This window comes from Paraburkholderia elongata (genome assembly GCF_013177735.1).
GTDB classification, from domain to species: domain Bacteria; phylum Pseudomonadota; class Gammaproteobacteria; order Burkholderiales; family Burkholderiaceae; genus Paraburkholderia; species Paraburkholderia elongata.
Genome location: NZ_WOEZ01000042.1, coordinates 1 through 20,188 on the forward strand (window position 1 = coordinate 1; position 20,188 = coordinate 20,188).

A 20,188-nucleotide genomic window follows, 5' to 3' on the forward strand; every position below is an offset into this window, starting at 1 on the left:
GTGATGCGCCCCAGCCCCGACCCGTCCGTGGGAGGACGATACCCCCCGGCCCCGACTGCGGTCCGGAATAGCAGCGAAAGAACTAGGGGTTTTGTCGCGTAGAGCGAAAAAGCCTTCGAGTTGCTCGCTTCACTTTGATGCGTCAAACAGAATGTGCAATGCGTCGCCGCGGGGTGCGTCGCGCAGGCGTTGAAGAATGCTTTTCTCCAGAAGCCAGCTTGCCTGCTTTCGGGAATCGACGATGACCGGCCGTGCCCGCCAACGAGGCAACAGGCTGACGGCTATGCAGTCGTTTACGTACCCGCTTGCTCACATGCCAATTGCCGGGCATTCGTTAGGAAAAGCGAGACCAGGAGCAAGCCCATCGAGGCGGCCACACGCGGACAGTGAATAGGCTCTACTTGGCACTATCTGCCAAGCGCGCTGCCACCAACGAACGACTTGCGTGATGGCGCTCCCCTTCCAGTGTCTACGCGCATCAAAATGAGAACAGTGAATTGCGCGAATCATGACCCCAGCGCCGAGCTATACGCGGGAGTAACCGCTCGCGATAACGCTGCTCAGTCCTCCAGCCTCCGAAGCTGTGAGGAAACAAATGAAAGTAAATTACTTTGGTTTCAAATACTTGGACATCCCACGTTATTACGCCGTTACGGCAAATAACGTCATTGAGGTCACTCAGTTCTCCAGCGTCTTTGCGGGCTCCAACCCACCGGAGCTCCTCATGGCAGTACCCTATTCCGACCTCGTAGCCAAGCTGAAGCAACACTTCTCACTGGACAGCAGTCCAGTTCCGTCCGCACTCCAGCAATATCGCAACTACTTGAGCACCCTAAACGGGTATCTCGCGTTCTGCGGCAAAACTCTAGAATCAAACGTTGGCATCGAACTAACAAGTCAGTTTGATACGAACCTTCGTGCATATCTTGACAGCGTTAAACTCGCGTCGCGAACGCTTCGTGACCGCGCCCTGCAACTTAAAGCAATTCAACGACTCTACCGCCAAGTTCTACCTCCCCAGAACTCGTCGGCAGGCACGTTGAGCAGCTTTGCTGCCGAACTGCGCCAATACGTAGCAGATTCGGGTATCGCCCCCAAGACATTGGCCAAACAAGCGGGCGTCAACCCGACTACGTTGAGTCTATGGCTTAAGGGAGCCACCCCGCGCGATGACACCCTCCCAGCGTTAAGACGCCTCGAGGTGCAACTCGAGCTCGAACGCGACACGCTCGTACGCTGCGTTCGAAAGCCCGATTCAGAAAATGCTGTCTCGATAGTCGTACCATCTCACCGACTGCGAATGGCCGAACGCCGGCAAGACAGCTTGGTCATTCCGGAGTCCGCGCTTAGCGAATCCTTTCTAAGGGAATGGCGCGCACTTTTTGACTACAAGGTCAGCGACTTCCCCACGCTTGAGCGTCAACCTCGTGGGCGCTGGCGACTTATTCCAACGACAATGTCCAGGTCGCTTAGCGAGCTGGCCAAACGCGGCTCGATGATTTGTCCCACCGCGGATATGATTATCGGCCGCATGCGTTCCTTCCTTGGCGTCATATGTAACCTCCCCCCCGAAAGCGGAGGAATTCAGTGGAACGAAGCTCCTTCCCAGACACTGGCGTTGTGTACACATCCGCGCGTGCTTGAGTGTTATCTCCAGTGGATGAGCGACCAGTCTGGGGGCATTCGCCATAACGGTCACAGAGTGTTTGCGCGAACCGTAGCGAACTTGCTCCGCCCTCAGACTGGGTATTTGTGGCAACTGGCCACCGTCTTTCGCGAACGTCTTCCTGAAGAACTTCGCCCAGCAAGCGATGACGCGTGGCGAAAAATGTGTGGGAACAGCCACAAATTCCTGCGCGACTACATCCGTAGTGCGACCGGCATCAGCCGTAGTCCCGAGGAGCCGATTTCGGACCTTCTGGCGTTGGCGAGCCCTCTTAAGCCGCTTCTCGAAGCCATTGAACGCATCGATGCCGACGCAGCGGCAGCTCCACCCGGGAGTATCACCGAAGCGAGGCACAAGCGAAACGCGTTCTTACTCGCGCTATTGCTGTCCAACCCAATGCGCGTACGGACGCTCGTCTCATTAACATGGCTTCCGAACGGGCACGGAACTGTTCGGGGAACCCCCTCCCAGGGATGGCGCATCATGTTGCAACCGTTGCACCTGAAGAACGGCAACAGCCAGCAATCCCGTGCCTACAACGTAAAGGTTGCTGACTGGGTGAAGCCGAGACTGGACGAATACATCGAGGAGTACCGGGACACATTGCTGGCAGGAAAAAGCAGCCCCTATCTGCTCGTCGGAGACAGAAACGGCGAAATCTGGGAGGGGCTAACACACGCGGTGCTGAACCTTACGCGGCGATACATTCCTGGCTCGCCAGGGTTCGGACCGCATGCGATTCGTCACCTTGTCGCTACGGATTGGTTACGCAACAATCCGGGGGACTTCCTGACCGTCGCCGAGCTTCTGAACGATACTTTAACGACCGTGCTCGCCAACTACGCTCACCTACGACGAGACGACTCCTTCGCACGCTACGAAGAGCACATCGCCCGGTTGCGCTAAGGGATTTTGCGCCCGTTTCTGCATGAAAGTGGCGCGGCAATTCTGAAAATATATTGGGTGCGGCAACCTACGGGCGTCTTGTTCCATGATGGAACGCGACGCCCGTAGATTTAGCGAACAACCCCCGAGGGCGGGGCAAGCATTGACTCGTTTCTCACGGGCTTTGAGAAAACTCAAAGCCCGTGAGAGTGCTTCAAGCTGCGACTCGCCTATCCTCCGAACCAGCGTTGCCGGTGCACTCCTTGGCAGCAAGCGGCACCCCCTGACTGACAAGCCTTTGAATATCGCTGGCCTTCCAGGCAACGCAGCGCGGGCCTAGAGAAACGGCTTGCGGATAGCGGCCGCTTTTAACGCCGGCATACCAGGTAGCACGGGAAACTGGAATAAGCGCCAACACTTCAGGCAGGCGCAAAAGAGCGTCATGCTGGGTTTGCATGAGACTATCTCCAAGAAAACGCCCTTCCAGATATGTCCTCAATCCGCAAATGCAGCGCGGAGATACTGCCAAAATATTCCTATAAGCTGCCGGGTCGGGCTTGCCGGCAGACGTTGCCAATTGCGACGGACGGGGATTACCTGCCTTCACGCAAACCGACTGGCGGTTCGGACGACACTGGCGCCTCATCCTTGTCCCCGTCGCGCAGGCGGTCCAAATAGTCCGCCCACCGCTGCATCATGTGCCGCCGGTCATCCAGAAACCTTGTGCGGTTATAGGCGATGCCCAACGCGTCAGGCACGCGGTGGGCCAACTGATGTTCGATGACTTCTGGCTTGATGCGAAGCCTTTCGTGCAGGATGGTCCGGGCCATCGCCCGGAAGCCATGGCCGGTATGCTCGTGCTGGGTGTCAATTCCCACCCGCTGCAAGGCCCGGTTGAGCGTGGCCTCCGACATCGGCGCCGTTTTGTCGCGCCTGCCGGGAAAGACGTATTCCCATCGTCCCGTCACTGGCTGCAGCTCGCGCAGGATGGCGACCGCCTGCGACGCCAGGGGAACAATATGCGGGGTTCGTGTTTTGGGAACCACGTAGCGCCATTCCGCCGCGTCGAGATGGACCTCATCCCACCGCATCGTGCGCAGCTCGACCGGCCGGCAAAACACGTATGGAGCGAGCCGGAGCGCGCACTTGACCGGAAAGGTAGTGCGCGCCAAAGCCATCTTGCGCAGCAACGGGCCCACCTTATCCGGCTCGGTGACGGCGGCAAAGTGACCCAGCTTGGCGGGCCGCAAAACCCCTTTCAGATGGGAGACCGGATTTCCTTGAGCCTTACCGACAGCAACAGCGTAGCGGAACACTGCGGAGCAGTTTTGCAACACCCGGTGCGCGGTATCGCGGGCTCCGCGGTCTTCGACTCGCCGGAGGCACGCCAGCACCTCAGGCGCAGTGATTTCCGATATCGGTCTCTTGCCGAGCCACGGAAAGATGTCATTCCCGAGCCGGGCGATGACCTTGTCTTTGTGGGATTCGGCCTTGTCCGACATCATCCGCTCGAACCACTCGCGGGCGACCGCCTCAAAGGTGTTGGTCGCCCGCTCCAGCCGCGCGGCCTTAACTGCCTTCTTGTGTTCGCCCGGGTCAATCCCTGATGCCTTGAGCTTGCGTGCGTCGTCGCGCTTCGCCCGTGCGTCCTTCAGGCCAACGTCCGGATACTTGCCGAACGACAGCCGCTTCTCCTTGCCGTCGAAGTGGTACTTCCAGCGCCAGAGCTTCGAGCCGATAGGCATAACTTCGAGATACAGACCACCGGTGTCGTATATCCGATAGCGCTTGTCGCACGGCTTCGAGTTCTTGACGGCGACGTCCGTGAGCGGCACGGAGACACGACGGCCAGCCTGGGTTGCAAGGGAGGGAACAGCAGCGCGCGCCGGTCCTTCTGGAAGGCGCGAAAGAGAGTCATGCTGGGAATGCATGAGACTATCTCCAAACAATTACCCTGGAGATATGTCCTCAATCCACGAGTCGGGTCGTGGAGATACTGCCTGAAATTTTTCCTTTGGTCTGCCGGTGTAGGGCTTGCCGGCAGCCGCCGTCCAATGACGACCGGCGCAGTATTACCGGCCTTCACCCGCGCTGTCAAGCGATTTCGACACAAGTTCCGCATCCTTTTCGCCACCATCACGCAGGCGGTCCAAATAGTCCGCCCATAGCTGCATCATTTTCCTCCGGTCATCCAGAAATCTTGTTCGGTTATAGGCGGTGCCCAACGGGTCAGGCACGCTGTGCGCCAGTTGATGCTCGATGACCTCCGGCCTGACACCGAGTCTTTCATGCAGGATGGTACGGGCCATCGCCCTGAAACCGTGGCCGGTCTGCTCGTCGCGGGTGCTGATGCCCGCGCGTCTTAAAGCGACATTCACCGTGTTACCCGACATCGGCTGCTTCTTGTCGTCCCTGCCGGGGAAGACGTACGCCCAACGCCCAGTCAGAGGCTGCAGCTCGCGCAGGATAGCGACGGCCTGCGATGCCAGCGGCACGAGATGGGGCGTCTGGGTCTTGCCGACCACGTAGCGCCATTCCGCGGCGTCGAGATGGACCTCGTCCCATCGCATCGTGCGCAGCTCGACAGGCCGGCAAAACACATAGGGGGCGAGCCTGAGTGCACACTTGACCGGAAAGGTGGCGTTGACCTCCTCCATCTTGCGCAACAGCGGGCCGACCTGCTCCGGCTCCGTCACAGCAGCAAAATGCCCCGGCCTGGCTGGCGGCAGGGCTCCCTTCAGGTGGGCAGCGGGATTCGTTTCAGCCGTGCCGATGGTCACCGCATAGCGAAACACTGCCGAGCAGTTCTGCATCGCCCGATGCGCCGTATCACGCGCGCCGCGTTCCTCGATTCGCCGGAGACAAGCCAGGACCTCACGCGCGGTAATTTCCGCTATCGGCCGCTTGCCGAGCCAGGGGAAGATATCGTTCTCGAGCCGGGCGATGACCTTGTCCTTGTGCGACTTTGCGTTGTCCGCCATCATCCGTTCGAACCACTCGCGGGCGACCGCCTCAAAAGTGTTGGCCGCCCGCTCTATCCTCGCGGCCTTGACTGCTTTCTTGTGGGCGCTCGGGTCGATGTCGTCCGCGAGCAGCTTGCGCGCGTCATCACGCTTCGCTCGTGCGTCCTTCAGGCCAACGTCCGGATACTTCCCGAACGACAGTCGCTTCTCTTTTCCGTCGTACCGGTACTTCAGGCGCCACAGCTTCGACCCGGCAGGCGTAATCTCCAGGTACAGCCCGCCGCCGTCCCAGAGGCGGTGGGTCTTCCCGGTCGGCTTGGCATTCCTGACGGCGAGGTCGGTGAGGGGCATGGGGGCATCCAGCAGCGGGCAAAGGGCCCGATGCCCCTCAGCGTGCCCCGAAAGCCCCTAGATTTCAATAGATGGCGTTGGACGACGCTGGACATGAAAATGGCCGGAGAGCCTTGTCATATAAGGGCTTCCCGGCCATTTACTGGAGCTTCCAAGTTGGAATTTGGTGGAGAGGAGGAGGATCGAACTCCCGACCTTCGCATTGCGAACGCGACGCTCTCCCAGCTGAGCTACCCCCCCAACGTGCAAACAATTCTAGCACAAGCATTTTCCGTTTTGCCAAGCCCCCGGGGTGGCAAAACGAGCGGCAAAACGTCACCTGGACGGCGCGCCAGCCAGCACCCAATCCACGACCGTGCGAATGTCCGCATCGCTCATCGATTGGTGCGCAGGCATTGGAATCATGCCCCATACGCCGGAGCCGCCATCCTTCACCTTGCGCGCCAATTTTGCCGGCGCTTGCGCATCGCCCTTGTACTTTGCAGCGATCTGCAGGAACGACGGGCCGACCAGCTTGCGGTCCACCGCGTGACACCCCATGCAGGCATTCGAGTTCGCAACGATCTGACCACGCGGCGCATCGGCCGCACGCGCTGAAGAGGCAAAAACCCCCATCCACGCGCTAACCGTCAACATCGCGGCAACGAAAGCAACGCCCCGCTTCATGGCGTCGTCGCCTTCGGATTACCCGGATGCACTGAGTTCGAATTGCTGACCGGGGCCGGCGCTTGCTGATCGAGCGGACGCGAACTCACCGATGAATCGGGAATCGCACCGACGGTCGGCGCGCTCGCGTCCGGCTGCGAAGCGACTGCCGGTGTGCTCGCCGCCGCAGCGGCGGCCACCGCTTCCTGCGGCTGAATGTACTGGAACACCTTCACGACCTGCGTCACACCCGGCACGCGGCTCGCGACGTCGGCGCCGCGATTGCCTTCGTCCATGGTGACAAGCCCCATCAGATACACCGAGCCGCGCTCGGCCACGACCTTGAAGTCGTTCGCCGAGATGTTCTTCTCGGCGATCAGTGCGGTCTTCACGCGCGTTTCCAGGTACGTATCATTGGTGCGCGACGAGAACGAGCTCGCCGGCATGATCGCCAGTTCGTTGACGATCGTGTTGACGTTGTTCAAGCCACGCACGATGGTCTCGGCCCGTTGCTTCGACACGTCGCCCGCCACTTCGCCGGTCAGCAGCACGCGGCGGTTGAACACCGTCACATTGACGTGCGCGTTGTCCGGCAAATTCTGGCTGATCTGCGACAGTGCCTTCACCTGCAACTCGCGATCCTCGGTCTGCGCGCCGAGCGTACGCCGGTCGGTCGCCACCAGCGCGCTGCCGCCCGCCGCGCCGGCAACGGCCAGAAAGCAACCCTGCAATGTCGCGGACAGTCCCGCCGCGAACCCGACCACCAGCACGGTTCTCACCAGTGTCTTCTTGACGCGGAATACGCTCATCAACTAGCTCTCCTTCGGAATCAGTCTCAGTCTTCGCCCAGCAACATGGCATCGATGCCGTCGCACAGACAATGGATGGTCAGCAAATGCACTTCCTGAATACGCGCCGTGCGATCGGACGGCACGCAAATGTGGATATCGGTGTCGCTCAGTACTTCCTGCATACGGCCGCCGCCCTTGCCGGTCAGCGCGACCACGATCATTTCGCGCTCGTGCGCGGCCTCGATCGCGGCCAGCACATTGGCGGAATTGCCGGACGTGGTAATAGCCAGCAGCACATCGCCCGGCTGGCCAAGGGCCCATACCTGCTTCGAAAAAATCTGTTCGAATGAGTAGTCGTTGGCGATGGCGGTGAGCACGGACGTGTCGGTGCTCAGCGCGATCGCCGGCAAGCCCGGGCGCTCGCGCTCGAAGCGGCCGATCAGTTCGGCGGCGAAATGTTGCGCGTCGGCCGCCGAGCCGCCGTTGCCGCACGCAAGAATGCGGCTGCCGTTGGCAAGCGCAGCGAACATCGTGTCGATCGCAGCGGCGATTGGCATCGACAGGGTTTCGAGGGCTTCGAGTTTGACTGCCGCGCTGTCGCGGAAGTGTTGTTGAATGCGTTCGACTGACATCGAGTCTCTATTTTCTACCGCGAATGGACCGCAATGCGCGGCCGTGTTGTGAAGTCGTATTGCGAAGTCGTACCGCTCTGTTGAACCATGCCGGCAATGCAGTGCGTATGCGCAAAAACAAAGCGAAATGCGCTGCTTCCTCGCTGCTTCCTGCATGCCGGCGTCGTCCACAAGACCCGCACGCGAGCGCAAGTTTATCGCACTCACGTGCGTTCTCCGCGCGCTGCGTCAGACTTCGTCGGCGCGAAATGCATCGCGCAGCCACACGAGCCGGCCCGCTTCGAACGCAATCACGTCGAAACGGCACGCGGGCTCATCATTCGAACGTCTGCTGCGGGTTGCCAGATAATGCCGCGCAGCACGCACGATGCGCTGCTTCTATTGCCACCCGATGCTCGCTGCCGCGCCGCCGTAACGCTGCTGCGCCCGCGCGCGAACTTCGACGAACACCAGCGCGCCGTCACGGTCACGCATCACCAGATCGATCTCACCGCCCCGGCACAGCACATTGCGCGCGACGAAACGCAAACGCTGCCGCTGCAAAAACTCCATCGCACGCGCCTCGAAAGCTGCGCCGACGAGTTTGGACCCGGTTGGTCTCGAAAAGTTGTGTGGCTGGATTGGGTGGCACAATGGCGGCCTCGTTCTGTCTGTCTGCGTCTTCTGCCTCATGACTCCTCTCTCCGAACTCGCGCAAGGGCAGCAGTACCCTGCCGCCGCGCTGTATGTGGTGGCCACGCCCATCGGCAACATCGCCGACATCACGCTGCGCGCGTTGTATGTGCTCGGACTGGTGGATCGCATCGCCGCCGAAGACACCCGCAATACAGGCCAATTGCTCGCGCGCTACGGCATCTCGAAACCGCTCGTCGCCGTTCATCAGCACAACGAGCGGGCCGCGGCGCTGCGCCTGATCGAACATCTGCAAGCGGGCGAACGCGTGGCCTACGTGTCCGATGCGGGCACGCCCGGCATCTCGGACCCCGGCGCGAAACTCGTCGACGCGGTGCGCGAAGCCGGCTTCCCGGTGATTCCGCTGCCCGGCGCAAGCGCGCTCGCCACTGCGTTGAGCGCGGCCGGCGACTGGGTCGCGACGTTCTCGTTCCTCGGCTTCCTGCCGCCGAAGGCAAAAGCACGCGCCGCGGCACTGCAACCGCTCGCGAGCCATCCGCACGCGATGGTGTTCTACGAAGCGCCGCACCGGATCGTCGAAACGGTGCAGGCCTTGGCCGACGCATTCGGCGGCGAGCGCAAGCTGCTGATCGCACGGGAATTGACGAAGTTACATGAAGCGCTGCACCGCGGCACCCTGGCCGAAGGGCCAACGTGGCTCGCCGCCGATCCGAACCGGCAACGCGGTGAGTTCGTACTGGTGGTGGAAGGCGCGCAGCCGGAAGCCGCAGGCGAACACGATCACGACGCGTTGCTGGGCATCCTGCTGGAAGAGTTGACGGTGAGCAGCGCGGCAAAAGTTGCGGCGACCATTACTGGCGCGTCACGCAACGCGCTCTACACGCGCGCTTTGGCGCTGAAGAAAGACGAGGAATAAAGCGGACGAGGAAGGGACGTTCGACAGCGGATCAGGCTTGCAGCGCGAGCCAAGACCGCAAGGAACGGGCGGCTGCGTCCAGCTACGGTTGACGAGTAAAAGAAAAGGGCCGCGCGGCCCTTTGTCTTTCGGCGAACAACGGCACGAGTTAGCGCCATGTTGCCCGGCGTCACGAGCGCGTCAGAGGAGCGCCCGCGGCCACTACATTACTTCTCTGCGCTCGGATCCGAGTTCGACGCCAGCATTTCATTACGCGCAGCGCGTGCTTCCTGTCGCGACAAACCTTCGATCTGTACGCGCGCGGTACCGGCATGGCGCATGTCGAGCGCGGTTGCGGCGGCCATCGACAGGTCGATCACCCGGCCACGCGCATACGGGCCACGGTCGTTGATACGCACGACAACCGAGCGCGAGGTGGCCGGATTGGTCACGCGAACATACGCGCCGAGCGGCAACGTACGATGTGCCGCAGTCAGCGCATGCATATCGAAACGTTCGCCGTTGGCGGTGCGGCGGCCATGGAAGCCACGCCCATACCACGAGGCGCGACCGGTCTGATGAAAGTCCGAAATGCTGGAACTATCGTCAGTAAGCGGCTGCGCATCGGCTAGCGGCGTGCCTTTGGCGGCTGCGTCGGAGGCCGGCGCGCTACCAACAAAAGATTGTGGGCCGAAGGAGCCTGCCTGCGCGTTCTTCGTGCTCAGCGGCCCACCGTTTGCGGAGGTGTTGCTCGCGCCCGGAGGCGTGGCACAGCCGGCCAGCACAAAAAAGGCAAAAAGAGTCCCCAGACTACGGGATAACCGAGTTTTCATAAGACGTGCAATCAAATTGTCGAGCCGCATCACGCGAAAGTTGAGCGTGTTGCCTGCGACTCCGGCGGCAACGGACGACAAAGCGCCGCGCAGAAAAGCGCAGTACGTCAAAGCCCGGATGCGGCTACCCCAGCCGCTACCGCACGGTTAATTTTCACGTCTGGCGCAACCTGTCCCCGGCAGCCTGACCAGACCCCACATGCCGCCATCGAACGTGGCAAACACGTTCTTGCGCGCGGAACTCAGCGCACAGGAACAGCGGCGTAGGCCCCACCCAGCGTCACGACAGTTAAGTCCGTTGCAGGCGCGCGGCGCCTGGCTGGGTAAGACGTGTGCATCGAAAGCATCGATACTTGATGGCCGCCGACAACTGCGGCAGCCCATACTTGAGTGGCAATCCGCGTACCCATTTTTGATGGGGACGCATCACCTTGTGGCATGCACAATCCCTTGTGCATGGAGGCCATTATACCCAAAAGAAAATATTGGGATGGCAACTGACTGAAAACCTTGATGAATTTTCACTCCTGCTGCAAAAATGGGCAGCCGAAAGCCCGCTGCAGCGGGGCCTCAGCGCCCTCGACGTGCGTCGACGAGACGCCGGTACAATCAACGTTTTTCCAGCGGCGTCATCACCCATGAAAGTCACCTTGATCCCCGTCACGCCGTTCCAGCAGAACAGCTCGCTGCTCGTTTGCGAGGCAACCGGACGCGCGGCCGTCGTCGATCCGGGCGGCGACCTGGATGTCATCCAGGGTGAAATCGCGCGCCAGAACGTGACGGTCGAAAAAGTGTTCCTCACGCACGGCCACATCGATCACTGTGCCGGCGCCAAGACGCTCGCCACGCATTACGGCGTGCCGATCGAAGGCCCGCATCCCGACGAAAGCTTCTGGCTCGACAAGCTGCCGGATCAAAGCACGCGCTTCGGCTTTCCTGCTGCCGAGGCGTTCGAACCTGACCGTTGGCTGCAAGACAGCGAGACCGTGCAATTCGGCGACGAAACCCTCGAGGTCTATCACTGCCCCGGCCACACACCGGGCCACGTGGTGTTCTTCAGCCGCGCGCATCGGCTCGCGCTGGTGGGCGACGTGCTGTTCGCCGGCTCGATCGGCCGCACGGATTTTCCGCGCGGCAATCACGCCGACCTGGTGCGCTCGATCCGCGAAAAACTTTGGCCGCTCGGCGACGACGTCACCTTCGTTCCGGGCCACGGTCCCACCTCCACATTCGGCGCCGAGCGCCGCACCAATCCGTATGTGGCCGACGGAGTCAAAGCATGAGCAGCGAAATCTACGTGAGCACCGATGTCGAAGCGGACGGCCCGATTCCCGGTCCGCATTCGATGCTCAGTTTCGCCTCGGCCGCGTACACGGAAGACAAGCAACTGATCGCCACCTTCTCAGCGAATCTCGACTTGCTCGACGGCGCCAAGCCGCATCCGGTGCAGGAAGCGTGGTGGAAGACGCAGCCGGAAGCATGGGAGGCCTGCCGCAAGGATTTGCAGGATCCGCAGGCCGCGCTCACGGCCTATGTCGAATGGGTCGAGGCGTTGCCGGGCAAGCCGGTGTTCGTGGCGATGCCGGCCGGTTTCGACTTCACCTATATGTTCTGGTACATGATGCGGTTTGTCGGCCGCTGCCCGTTTTCGTGGTCGGCGCTCGACATCAAGACGCTGGCCTTTGCACTGACCGGCCTGCCGTACCGCAAGAACATCAAGCCACGCTTCCCGAAGCACTGGTTCGACGAGCATCCGCACACGCACGTCGCGCTGGACGACGCGATCGAGCAGGGCGCGCTCTTCTGCAACATGCTCAAGGATCTGCGCGCGGTCCAGGCGGCCACGCTGGCGGCCGGTCAAGATGGGGACGACTCAGGACAAAACGCCGCTGAGGAACCGGCAAATTAGGTAATCTCCCTCGCCGAAGCCGTTTTGCATTGCGTTTCGTTTTCGAGCCCTCTACCATGCGTTGATAAGGCGACGCCAACGGAGGCGCAGTTGACACTCGATACGTTCTCTCAAAAAATCCTGCGCCTGCTGCAGCTCGACGCACGCCGGTCCGTGCAAGAAATTTCTGACCAGGTGGGCCTGTCGAGCACCCCATGCTGGCGCCGTATCAAGGATATGGAGCAATCGGGGGTGATCCAGCGCTACACGGCATTGCTGGATCGCGAAAAGCTGGGCCTGCACGTCTGCGCGCTCGCACATATCCATCTCACGCGCCACACCGAGGGCGGGGTCGAACAGTTCGAGCGGGAAATCGCCACTTGCCCGGAGGTCACCGAGTGCTACAGCACGACCGGCGAATCCGACTACATCCTTAAGATCGTCGCGCCGGATATCAAGGCGTACGACAGCTTTCTGCACGAACGCATCTTCAAGATTCCCGCCGTCGCACAGGTGCGCACGAGCGTCGTGCTCCGCGAAATCAAATTCGATACGCAATTGCCGCTGTGAGACGGTGAAGCGGCGGCTCGCGCGTCCCGAGCGGCTTCGACTCGGGTGACGTCGGTCAGGTGGCGCTATGCGGTTCCGCAGCCTTGGCGCGGGCGGTGGCCTCGCCGGACCCTGCTTCCGTCGAGAGGCCGCTTTCGGCCAGCAGTGTGTCCAACCCTTGCAGCACGTCCAGCTTGCGTGCGCCCAGGCTGCGCCTGAGCGCGTCCAGATCGACACCAGCAAGACACGACGCATCGCTTTGGGCAGCGCGCGAACCCGCCGCCGGCAAAACCACTTCGACATCGAGCCCCGTGCTCAAGTAGTGCATATTGATCGACGCAGCCTTCACGCCACCCGCGGCGAACGCCGCGTTGACAACGGCAACGACCCGCTCCCGGGTTGGCAGATTGACAGGCGGGCGCGCAACCGCGTCATTCTCCGGATCAACGTGGATCAGCGCGTCGAGCACGCGGTTGTCGGCCAGCACACGCAAGCGCGCCGATTCGGCGATGTAGTGCCCTTCCGATACCGAGATCAGCGGGTCGACCAGAATGTGCGCATCGACCAGAGCGAAGTCACCCATCTTGCGGGTGCGCATTTCGTGCACGTCGCGCACGCCGGGCGTCGCGAGCAACAGCGCGCGCACGTCGGCGGAGGCGGCTTCGTCGAGCGCGCGGTCGGAAAGATCTTGCAGCGCGTCCCAACCGAACGTCCAGCCCATGCGCGCCACCATAAAGCCGACAATCGCTGCGGCGATCGGATCAAGCAGGCGCACGCCTGCGAGGCTACCAACAATGCCGATCGCGACCACCAAGGACGAAGCAGCGTCCGAGCGGGCGTGCCATGCGTTCGCAATCAACATCGCTGAACGCACGCGTTGTGCTTCGCGCAGCATGTAGCGAAACAGGCTCTCTTTGGAAATCAGCACCAGCACCGCGACCGCGAGCGCGCTCATATGCACGGCAGGGATGCTTTGCAAATCGGCGAGCCGCGTCCCGGCACGCCACAACATACCGACGCCCACCGCAATCAGCAGCCCACCCAAAAACAGAGACGCAACCGTTTCGTAACGACTGTGTCCGTAATTGTGATCCGCGTCAGGCTTGGCACCACTGTGCCGATTAGCGATTAGCACGACAAAATCGGAAATCAGATCGGCTAACGAATGGATACCGTCGGCGACCAGCGCCTGCGAATGGGCAAACACCCCGATGACGATTTGCAGCGCCATCACCACCGTATTGAGCGCAATACTGACAAAGGTACTTTTGCGCGCGACGCGATGTTTTTCGGCGGACTGGACGGCGGAGGTGGAAGGCATCTCTGAAACGACGTAAAAAGTTCAATGCCTGCATTCTACCCGGCGCATCTCGACATGCGCTGAAGAGACCACAAAAAATCCTTTTAAATCAGTTGCTTATCTAAACGAAAAGCATTCGCGTTCCAGTTTCATGGAACGCGTGCGGCAAAGCGGCACTGCAATTCGCTGCGGCAATAAAAAAACCGCGCCCTTGACGGTGCGCGGTTTCTTCTGGCAACAGCGGGGGATACAGGCGCCGCTGATTGACCGTATTAGTATTACTTCTGGATCAGAAACTTCTCGCGATCCAGACCTGCGATCCAGCGCGGCGGCTTGCCACGGCCCGACCACGTACTGCCGCTATCCGGGTCACGATACTTCGGCGCGACGCCCGCACGCGGACGACCGGCTTTAGCTGCCTTGGCACCACGGCCACCGCCAAGTTCTGTCAGCGAAATGCCGTAATCGGCCATTTTCTGCTTGATCTCATTCAACACTTCTGCGTATTCGCGCGACTTTGCTTCTTCGATCTGCTTTTCGAGCTTCTCGCGCTGAGCGAGTAGTTCCTTGTAGGAAGACATAGGTTCCCTTATGGTTTGGATAAATGACTGCCAGTCTTAAGCCAGCTTGCCCTTTGAAGTGATCATGCCTCGGAATTTGATGGCGAGATTAACACAAAATAGAAAGACTACAAAAGCGCCGTCGTAAAATTAATCTCAATTCGTTTCAAAAAATTTCTCTCGAACGCGATGTTACGCAGACCCTTTCAATTAGATAATTTTCGCATTTTGCTGAAAAGCGCCGCTACATATCAGCAATTATTGGATTAACTATCAAAAAATGAAATTTAAGATAAAAAAATCGCACCAACATTTCACGCCATGAAAGCTTCAACATGAAACATCGGAACATATTGAGACACATGCGCCGCATGGTTATTGCGGCATGAGTGTTTTCCCGAAACAGCAATCAAAACTTAATTAGCGTGGCGCTGGATGCAATCTTCGAGCGCGGCACGCAAGGTTTCGATATTGCGTTTGGCATCGTCGAAGGCGAAACGGGTGCGCGCACCGCCTAGCTTCAGATCGGCGCCATATCGATCGACGCCGAGCAGTTGAAGTCCCCTGGCACTCGAGGCATGACTGGCGAAGTGCTCGATGAGCGCGTTTTCTTCGTCGAAGCCGAGTGGCGGCAGGGGATCGAGTTCGGCGCCGCCGAGCCAGCCCATCGCGCCGAAGCCGCCGATGTAGCGCAGCCGTTCAAGCCTCATCACCCAGAACGTGAAATCGCCGAGAACCAGGTACCGTTCCGCGTCTGCGTGATAGCGCAGATAGCGCTGCACGACTTCGGGGGTTGAGTCGACCGGTTCGAACGTGCCGAGCAAGGTGACGCGCTGGCCGTTCAGCACGTCGCCGTCGGGGGCGTCGACAACCAGAAAGCCGGCGCGCGGGTCGGCGTGAAGGTTGTGCGTATGCTCAGCGAGCCGGCTCACGAGGATCGTCGGGCGGTGCTGCGGGTCCGGTGCGAACGGCAGCACCGAAGGATAAGGAAAACCTTCCGGCTGACGCGCGTGGGTCGCGAGCGTGCCGATGGCGGCCATATGCAGTAGATGCAGCGGAGCGTGAGCGGGAATGTTCAAGTGCGCGGTCCTCGATGGATAAGCGTTGGATCGATCCGCTTCAAGCATAAGACAGCGCGCTTCGTTAGAATCGGAAATTCGCTTTCAACGCGCTTTCTTACGCGTCCCCTCCACGAGATTTCAGTGTCCGACCGCTCCTCCGAATTCGCCACCCTCCCCGCTGCTCATCGCGATCTCTCCGACACCGCACGGCAACGCGCCCGGATCGCCACGATGGCGGTGTTCTTCATCGCCGGCATGACGTACGCGTCGTGGGGGGTGCATGTGCCGACCGTGCGCGACCGCTTCCATCTGAATGCGGCGATGCTCTCGTTCGCGTTGCTAGCCGTGGCCGGCGGCTCGATCGGCGCAATGGCGGCGAATGCTTCATGGATTGCGCGGGTCGGCACACGCCGCGCCTGTCTGACAGGCGGTCTCGTGATGACGGCGTGCGCGGCGCTGATCCTGATCGTGCCGGCTTACTGGATGTTGCTGATCGTGCTGGCCGCCTTCGGCGCAGGCATGGCCACGCTCGACGTCGCGATGAACGCGGAAGCCAGCGCTGTCGAGAAGACACTCGGCAAGCCGATCATGTCGTCGCTGCACGGCATGTTTAGTATCGGCGGCATGTTCGGCGCGGCGGTGGGCGGTGCCTTGTTGGCGCGCGGCATGGCGCCGGTTGTGCATCTCGCGCTCGCTGCGGCCGTCAGCGCGCTGGTGCTGATCGCGGCCTGCCCTTCCGTCCTGCCACACGTGCCGCACGCGGATCATCCCGACGCCGCCACGCCACGCGCCAACCGCTGGCGATCGCCGGCTTTGTGGGCGCTCGGCGCGATGGCACTGGTCGCGTTGATCGCCGAAGGCGCGATGTACGACTGGGCCACCGTGTACATGCGTGACGTCGTGCTGTCCACGCCGGCTCTCGCGAGCGCGGCCTACGCGGCGTTTTCGGGCGGGATGGCAGCGGCGCGTTTCGCTGGCGATGTCGTGCGTGCCCGCTTCGGCGCACCGCAACTGGTAATGGCGAGCGCGTCGCTTGCCTGCGCGGGGATGGTCGGCGCACTGCTGGTGCCGAATCCGGTCGCCGCGCTGATCGGCTTCACGCTGATGGGTCTCGGGCTCGCGAACATGATGCCCGTGCTGTTCGCGGCAGCGGCAAGCGTCAAAGGCATTCACGCGGCCGAGGGACTCGCGCATGTCGCCGGGCTGGCGTACTTCGGGCTGCTGCTCGGGCCGGTGATCATCGGCGCGGTGACGCAGGTGACCAGTTTGCCGATCGGATTGTCCGTGGTGGCCGTGTGCTCGGCGCTCATCGCGATCGCGGGTCCGAAGGTGCTGCGGCGTTTGAAGATCTGACGCAGACGCGCACTGCTGCTGCATCCGCGGACGTCGCACCATACGAAAACGCGCGACCTTACGTTACGTTACGCGAGATCTGCACGTTGATGTGTTCCCCACGACATCGGCGGCACCGGCGCTTTCACCGCCTCACGCGAATGCCATCAACTCGTTGATTTGTATGAACTTATTCCGCGCGTCGGTTATGCAAACACAAATGGCATAGGCCTTGCAGTTAGCTCCCCAGCAATTTCCAAATTACGGGGGAGCAGACCATGAATCGCAATTTCAAACTGTCGGCGATCGCCATGTGCGTGACGTCGATGATCTTACTGACCGGATGCGGGAGCACGTTGGTCAGGCCGGGCGTCGCAAGCGGATCGGGTAGTGGTTCCGGAAGCGGCTCGGGTTCCGGCTCGGGAAGCGGAGGCGGAACGCCTACACCTACGCCGACACCCACGCCTACTCCGACACCCACGCCGACGCCTACTCCGACGCCGACACCTACCCCAACACCGACACCCACGCCCACGCCAAGCAGCGCCAATCCGATCGGCGTCGTCGTCCAGAACACCAGCAGTGTAGTCGGCGCGGCAGGCCAGACCGTCTCCGCAGTCGGCAGCCAGATCGGCCTGACGCCGATCCCCGGCGCGAACCCGGCCACCACGACCGCGCTCGGCAACGTCGTCTCGAATCTCGGCGCCGGCGTCACCGCGCTCGGCACGGGCGCGGCGAACGGCCTCGGCCAGCTCGGCAATTCCACCGACCCGCTCGGCACGACGCTGGCGAGCAGCGGCCTGGTTTATGACGCAGGCCAGGCCGTCAACAGCGCGGGTCAGCTCGTGACGAGTCTCGGTAGCGGCCCCACCGCGCCGCTCAGTCCGCTGACCACGCCGCTCGGCAGCACGGTCTCGACGGTCGGTAATGCGGTCAGCGGCCTCGGCACGCAACTGGGCTCGCAGCTGACGGACGGCCCGATCCAGCAAGTCACGCCAACCGTCAGCACCGCGATCACGCCGATCACCACCACGCTCGCGCAAACGACCCAAACCGTCGGCGATACGACCGGTCTCGGTTCACCGCTGAACGGTTTGCTGTCGACCATCGGTCATGGCCTCGACACCGCGGGCAACCAGGTCAGCAGCGCGACCAACAACCCGATCGGCCAGAACCTCGGCAATGTCGTGACCAAGCTCGGCGACACCGTCACGTCCGCCGGCAGCTTGCTGACCGCGGGCGGCTCGAGCAACGGCAACCCGCTCGGCGGCCTCACCGGCATTCTGAATCCGGGCGGCAGCGGCGGTACTGGGGATAATCCGCTGGGCGGCAATCCGCTGGCGCCGTTGACCAGCATTCTCACCGCGTTGCCCGGCACCTTGAGCGGCGGCCTGACCGGCGGCAGCGGCTCGGGCAGCCCGCTTGCGCCGCTGACCAGCGTCCTCAGCACGGTGACTGGCAGCCTCGGTGGCGTCGGCGGCAGTTCGGGCAGCAGCCCGCTTGCACCGCTGACCAGCGTCCTCAATACGGTGACTGGCAGCCTCGGTGGCGTCGGCGGCAGTTCGGGCAGCAGCCCGCTTGCACCGCTGACCAGCGTCCTCAATACGGTGACTGGCAGTCTCGGTGGCGTCTCCGGCAGCTCGGGCAGCCCGCTTGCACCGCTGACCGGTGTGGTGAACTCGGTCACTGGCGCATTGAGCGGCGCGACGGGTAGCGGCGGCGGCAACCCGCTTGCTCCGGTGACGGCGGCGGTGTCGTCGCTGACAGGCGCGCTCGGGTCGGCTAAGGGTTCGGGCGGCACAAGTGGCAGCGGTGGCACCGGCGGCACCAGCAACCCGCTTGCGCCGATCACAGGTCTACTGAACACCGTCACCGGCACATTGACCGGCACGGCGAGTTCGGCGGGCGGCACCACGGGCGGCGGCTTGCTCGGCGGTCTGGGCGGTCTGACGACGAAGAAGTGACGAATACGAATAACGACAGCAAATAACGGCGCGACAAAAAACAAGCGCCGAAGGGGGGCGGCGAGCCGGGTCAACCGGCTCGCCGTTTTTTTGTCACAGCTCGTGATATGTCACGTAATCGCGCGAGAAGTCGTTACGTTGCAGAAAATTGGTGAACGTCATCGTCACCGATGCATCAAGTCCTTCCACGTAATGCCACCAGCCGATCGGCAGAAACAGCAATTCGCCGGGTTCGAGGGTGCATTCCATCAAATGCGCATTGCGCATCGACGGGAAACGCTCGTAGTCGATCGCACTGCCGTCCACCTGCGAATAACAATGCAGCATGTTCACCATATGCGGCGTATCGGACAACGGAACTAGCTTGATCTGTTTGCGGCCGATCACCTGCGCCATGAAGTTATTGGTCAGATCATGGTGAAACGGTGTCTTCGTTCCAGCCGGCCCCATCCAGAAAAAGCCGGTATCGGACGATCCGGCATCGAGATATTCGCCGATAACCGGCACATCGGACCATAACGCCGCGAGCGCCGCGCGATTGTGCGAGGTGTTATTGGCGGTCATGTAGAAATCGTTAGTCTGGCCGCTGCGTTCGACGAGATCGACATAATCGGCAAAGCGCATCATGCGCTTGAGCTTCGGCTGATTGATTTCATAATTCGCATCCGACTCGCGGCCGAACTGCACTTCGACTTCGCAATCCCCGCAACGCTCGCGAAAGTAGTCGAAACTCCACTGCGTGCGCGCCGGCCAGAAATCGAAAGCGCCGGTGATGATGACCGGCCGGTTCTGAAAGTAGTACTGCTCAAAGAACTCGTCACGCGATAAATGCTCGCGCCTTTCGATCACACCGCTTCCAGCGCGCATCCGATTGAGCGTGCCGTACACAGACAATATCCATTCGCGCTTGCGCAAACGATTGCGCAAGCGCGCGGCACCCTCAAAGTAAGGACTCGCGAGCGCTGCCTCGATTTCGCGAGCGGCTTCGGCCGGGTCGAAACCATGCCCGACCAGCGCACCGTGCACGGCGGGCGGTGGTGCGTCGAGCAGCAGATTCTCGGTAATCCAGCGGCGCCAGCCGTTGTCGATCGAGCGGATCACAGTGGTCACGGCACTCTCCCAAACAATGTTCTCAAACCCGCTAGCCTCGCACGCAGATCCCCAAAAGAAAAGGCACGCGAGCCATGCGGCGCGCGTGCCTTTTAACTGCTTGATCGAAGACAAACAAAGCTGTCTTCGG

Annotated in this window: 18 protein-coding genes, 1 tRNA gene and 1 pseudogene; 7 read left to right on the forward strand and 13 right to left on the reverse strand. The window is 61.5% G+C overall.

Features of this window, described 5'->3' with window-relative positions; translation table 11 throughout:
• Nucleotides 1-595 precede the first annotated feature (595 nt).
• A complete protein-coding gene (locus GNZ13_RS08255; RefSeq protein WP_172162194.1) occupies nucleotides 596-2,572 on the forward strand; it encodes a site-specific integrase in 1,977 nt (658 codons plus the stop codon).
• A 193-nt stretch (nucleotides 2,573-2,765) separates the two neighbouring features.
• Here the strand turns inward: GNZ13_RS08255 and GNZ13_RS08260 are convergent, their stop codons facing one another.
• From GNZ13_RS08260 to GNZ13_RS08295, 8 genes and pseudogenes are all read right to left on the reverse strand, one after another.
• Nucleotides 2,766-3,008: a helix-turn-helix transcriptional regulator gene (locus GNZ13_RS08260; protein ID WP_172162195.1), complete on the reverse strand. Its 243-nt coding sequence runs from the start codon at nucleotides 3,006-3,008 to the stop codon at nucleotides 2,766-2,768.
• Between the two features lie 136 nt (nucleotides 3,009-3,144).
• Nucleotides 3,145-4,482 carry a tyrosine-type recombinase/integrase gene (locus GNZ13_RS08265; protein ID WP_216674757.1) on the reverse strand — a complete coding sequence of 446 codons (1,338 nt, stop codon included), beginning with the start codon at nucleotides 4,480-4,482 and terminating at the stop codon, nucleotides 3,145-3,147.
• Nucleotides 4,483-4,623: 141 nt separating this feature from the next.
• Entirely contained in the window at nucleotides 4,624-5,865 is a 1,242-nt protein-coding gene (locus GNZ13_RS08270) for a tyrosine-type recombinase/integrase (RefSeq protein ID WP_172162196.1), read from the reverse strand.
• A gap of 164 nt (nucleotides 5,866-6,029) precedes the next feature.
• A tRNA-Ala gene (locus GNZ13_RS08275) sits at nucleotides 6,030-6,105 on the reverse strand.
• A gap of 75 nt (nucleotides 6,106-6,180) precedes the next feature.
• Complete coding sequence (locus GNZ13_RS08280; RefSeq protein WP_172162197.1) at nucleotides 6,181-6,531, reverse strand: c-type cytochrome; 351 nt, start codon at nucleotides 6,529-6,531, stop codon at nucleotides 6,181-6,183.
• Nucleotides 6,528-7,319 (reverse strand): BON domain-containing protein, encoded by a 792-nt coding sequence (locus GNZ13_RS08285; protein WP_172162199.1) that lies wholly within the window; start codon nucleotides 7,317-7,319, stop codon nucleotides 6,528-6,530. The genes GNZ13_RS08280 and GNZ13_RS08285 overlap by 4 nt, the downstream gene beginning before the upstream one ends.
• 26 nt (nucleotides 7,320-7,345) lie before the next feature.
• Nucleotides 7,346-7,933 carry a phosphoheptose isomerase gene (locus GNZ13_RS08290; protein WP_172162201.1) on the reverse strand — a complete coding sequence of 196 codons (588 nt, stop codon included), beginning with the start codon at nucleotides 7,931-7,933 and terminating at the stop codon, nucleotides 7,346-7,348.
• Nucleotides 7,934-8,161: 228 nt separating this feature from the next.
• Nucleotides 8,162-8,605, reverse strand: a pseudogene (locus tag GNZ13_RS08295) (YraN family protein).
• Between GNZ13_RS08295 and rsmI the strand changes: the two are divergent.
• Nucleotides 8,604-9,482, forward strand: a complete 879-nt coding sequence (gene rsmI / locus GNZ13_RS08300; RefSeq protein WP_172162203.1) for a 16S rRNA (cytidine(1402)-2'-O)-methyltransferase — start codon at nucleotides 8,604-8,606, stop codon at nucleotides 9,480-9,482. The pseudogene GNZ13_RS08295 and the gene rsmI sit on opposite strands and share 2 nt — an antisense overlap.
• Before the next feature lie 206 nt (nucleotides 9,483-9,688).
• Here the strand turns inward: rsmI and GNZ13_RS08305 are convergent, their stop codons facing one another.
• A complete protein-coding gene (locus tag GNZ13_RS08305) occupies nucleotides 9,689-10,294 on the reverse strand; it encodes a septal ring lytic transglycosylase RlpA family protein (protein ID WP_407945614.1) in 606 nt (201 codons plus the stop codon).
• Between the two features lie 638 nt (nucleotides 10,295-10,932).
• Between GNZ13_RS08305 and GNZ13_RS08310 the strand changes: the two genes are divergently transcribed.
• The 3 genes from GNZ13_RS08310 to GNZ13_RS08320 all read left to right on the forward strand — a co-directional run bounded on the left by GNZ13_RS08310 (nucleotide 10,933) and on the right by GNZ13_RS08320 (nucleotide 12,752).
• A complete protein-coding gene (locus tag GNZ13_RS08310; protein WP_172162205.1) occupies nucleotides 10,933-11,577 on the forward strand; it encodes an MBL fold metallo-hydrolase in 645 nt (214 codons plus the stop codon).
• Nucleotides 11,574-12,203: a 3'-5' exonuclease family protein gene (locus GNZ13_RS08315; RefSeq protein ID WP_172162207.1), complete on the forward strand. Its 630-nt coding sequence runs from the start codon at nucleotides 11,574-11,576 to the stop codon at nucleotides 12,201-12,203. The genes GNZ13_RS08310 and GNZ13_RS08315 overlap by 4 nt, the downstream gene beginning before the upstream one ends.
• A 90-nt stretch (nucleotides 12,204-12,293) precedes the next feature.
• Entirely contained in the window at nucleotides 12,294-12,752 is a 459-nt protein-coding gene (locus GNZ13_RS08320) for an Lrp/AsnC family transcriptional regulator (RefSeq protein ID WP_012431468.1), read from the forward strand.
• 55 nt (nucleotides 12,753-12,807) lie between these two features.
• On the opposite strand, the gene GNZ13_RS08325 is transcribed toward GNZ13_RS08320, so the two are convergent.
• From GNZ13_RS08325 to GNZ13_RS08335, 3 genes are all read right to left on the reverse strand, one after another.
• Nucleotides 12,808-14,052, reverse strand: a complete 1,245-nt coding sequence (locus GNZ13_RS08325) for a cation diffusion facilitator family transporter (protein ID WP_172162209.1) — start codon at nucleotides 14,050-14,052, stop codon at nucleotides 12,808-12,810.
• Nucleotides 14,053-14,309: 257 nt separating this feature from the next.
• Nucleotides 14,310-14,612 carry an H-NS histone family protein gene (locus GNZ13_RS08330; protein WP_054037926.1) on the reverse strand — a complete coding sequence of 101 codons (303 nt, stop codon included), beginning with the start codon at nucleotides 14,610-14,612 and terminating at the stop codon, nucleotides 14,310-14,312.
• A gap of 395 nt (nucleotides 14,613-15,007) precedes the next feature.
• Complete coding sequence (locus GNZ13_RS08335; protein WP_172162211.1) at nucleotides 15,008-15,670, reverse strand: HugZ family pyridoxamine 5'-phosphate oxidase; 663 nt, start codon at nucleotides 15,668-15,670, stop codon at nucleotides 15,008-15,010.
• 123 nt (nucleotides 15,671-15,793) lie between these two features.
• Between GNZ13_RS08335 and GNZ13_RS08340 the strand changes: the two genes are divergently transcribed.
• Complete coding sequence (locus GNZ13_RS08340; protein ID WP_172162213.1) at nucleotides 15,794-17,005, forward strand: MFS transporter; 1,212 nt, start codon at nucleotides 15,794-15,796, stop codon at nucleotides 17,003-17,005.
• A 257-nt stretch (nucleotides 17,006-17,262) separates the two neighbouring features.
• A complete protein-coding gene (locus GNZ13_RS08345) occupies nucleotides 17,263-18,948 on the forward strand; it encodes a collagen-like triple helix repeat-containing protein (RefSeq protein ID WP_172162215.1) in 1,686 nt (561 codons plus the stop codon).
• A 93-nt stretch (nucleotides 18,949-19,041) separates the two neighbouring features.
• Here the strand turns inward: GNZ13_RS08345 and GNZ13_RS08350 are convergent, their stop codons facing one another.
• Nucleotides 19,042-20,058, reverse strand: a complete 1,017-nt coding sequence (locus tag GNZ13_RS08350) for a cupin-like domain-containing protein (RefSeq protein ID WP_172162217.1) — start codon at nucleotides 20,056-20,058, stop codon at nucleotides 19,042-19,044.
• Nucleotides 20,059-20,188: the final 130 nt, after the last annotated feature.

Excerpts from the sequence above, each read along its gene's own strand:
- GNZ13_RS08255 (WP_172162194.1), top strand. The coding sequence starts at position 596 with ATGAAAGTAAATTACTTTGGTTTCAAATACTTGGACATCCCACGTTAT.
- GNZ13_RS08260 (WP_172162195.1), bottom strand. The coding sequence starts at position 3,008 with ATGCAAACCCAGCATGACGCTCTTTTGCGCCTGCCTGAAGTGTTGGCG.
- GNZ13_RS08265 (WP_216674757.1), bottom strand. The coding sequence starts at position 4,482 with ATGCATTCCCAGCATGACTCTCTTTCGCGCCTTCCAGAAGGACCGGCG.
- GNZ13_RS08270 (WP_172162196.1), bottom strand. The coding sequence starts at position 5,865 with ATGCCCCTCACCGACCTCGCCGTCAGGAATGCCAAGCCGACCGGGAAG.
- GNZ13_RS08280 (WP_172162197.1), bottom strand. The coding sequence starts at position 6,531 with ATGAAGCGGGGCGTTGCTTTCGTTGCCGCGATGTTGACGGTTAGCGCG.
- GNZ13_RS08285 (WP_172162199.1), bottom strand. The coding sequence starts at position 7,319 with ATGAGCGTATTCCGCGTCAAGAAGACACTGGTGAGAACCGTGCTGGTG.
- GNZ13_RS08290 (WP_172162201.1), bottom strand. The coding sequence starts at position 7,933 with ATGTCAGTCGAACGCATTCAACAACACTTCCGCGACAGCGCGGCAGTC.
- rsmI (WP_172162203.1), top strand. The coding sequence starts at position 8,604 with ATGACTCCTCTCTCCGAACTCGCGCAAGGGCAGCAGTACCCTGCCGCC.
- GNZ13_RS08305 (WP_407945614.1), bottom strand. The coding sequence starts at position 10,294 with ATGAAAACTCGGTTATCCCGTAGTCTGGGGACTCTTTTTGCCTTTTTT.
- GNZ13_RS08310 (WP_172162205.1), top strand. The coding sequence starts at position 10,933 with ATGAAAGTCACCTTGATCCCCGTCACGCCGTTCCAGCAGAACAGCTCG.
- GNZ13_RS08315 (WP_172162207.1), top strand. The coding sequence starts at position 11,574 with ATGAGCAGCGAAATCTACGTGAGCACCGATGTCGAAGCGGACGGCCCG.
- GNZ13_RS08325 (WP_172162209.1), bottom strand. The coding sequence starts at position 14,052 with ATGCCTTCCACCTCCGCCGTCCAGTCCGCCGAAAAACATCGCGTCGCG.
- GNZ13_RS08330 (WP_054037926.1), bottom strand. The coding sequence starts at position 14,612 with ATGTCTTCCTACAAGGAACTACTCGCTCAGCGCGAGAAGCTCGAAAAG.
- GNZ13_RS08345 (WP_172162215.1), top strand. The coding sequence starts at position 17,263 with ATGAATCGCAATTTCAAACTGTCGGCGATCGCCATGTGCGTGACGTCG.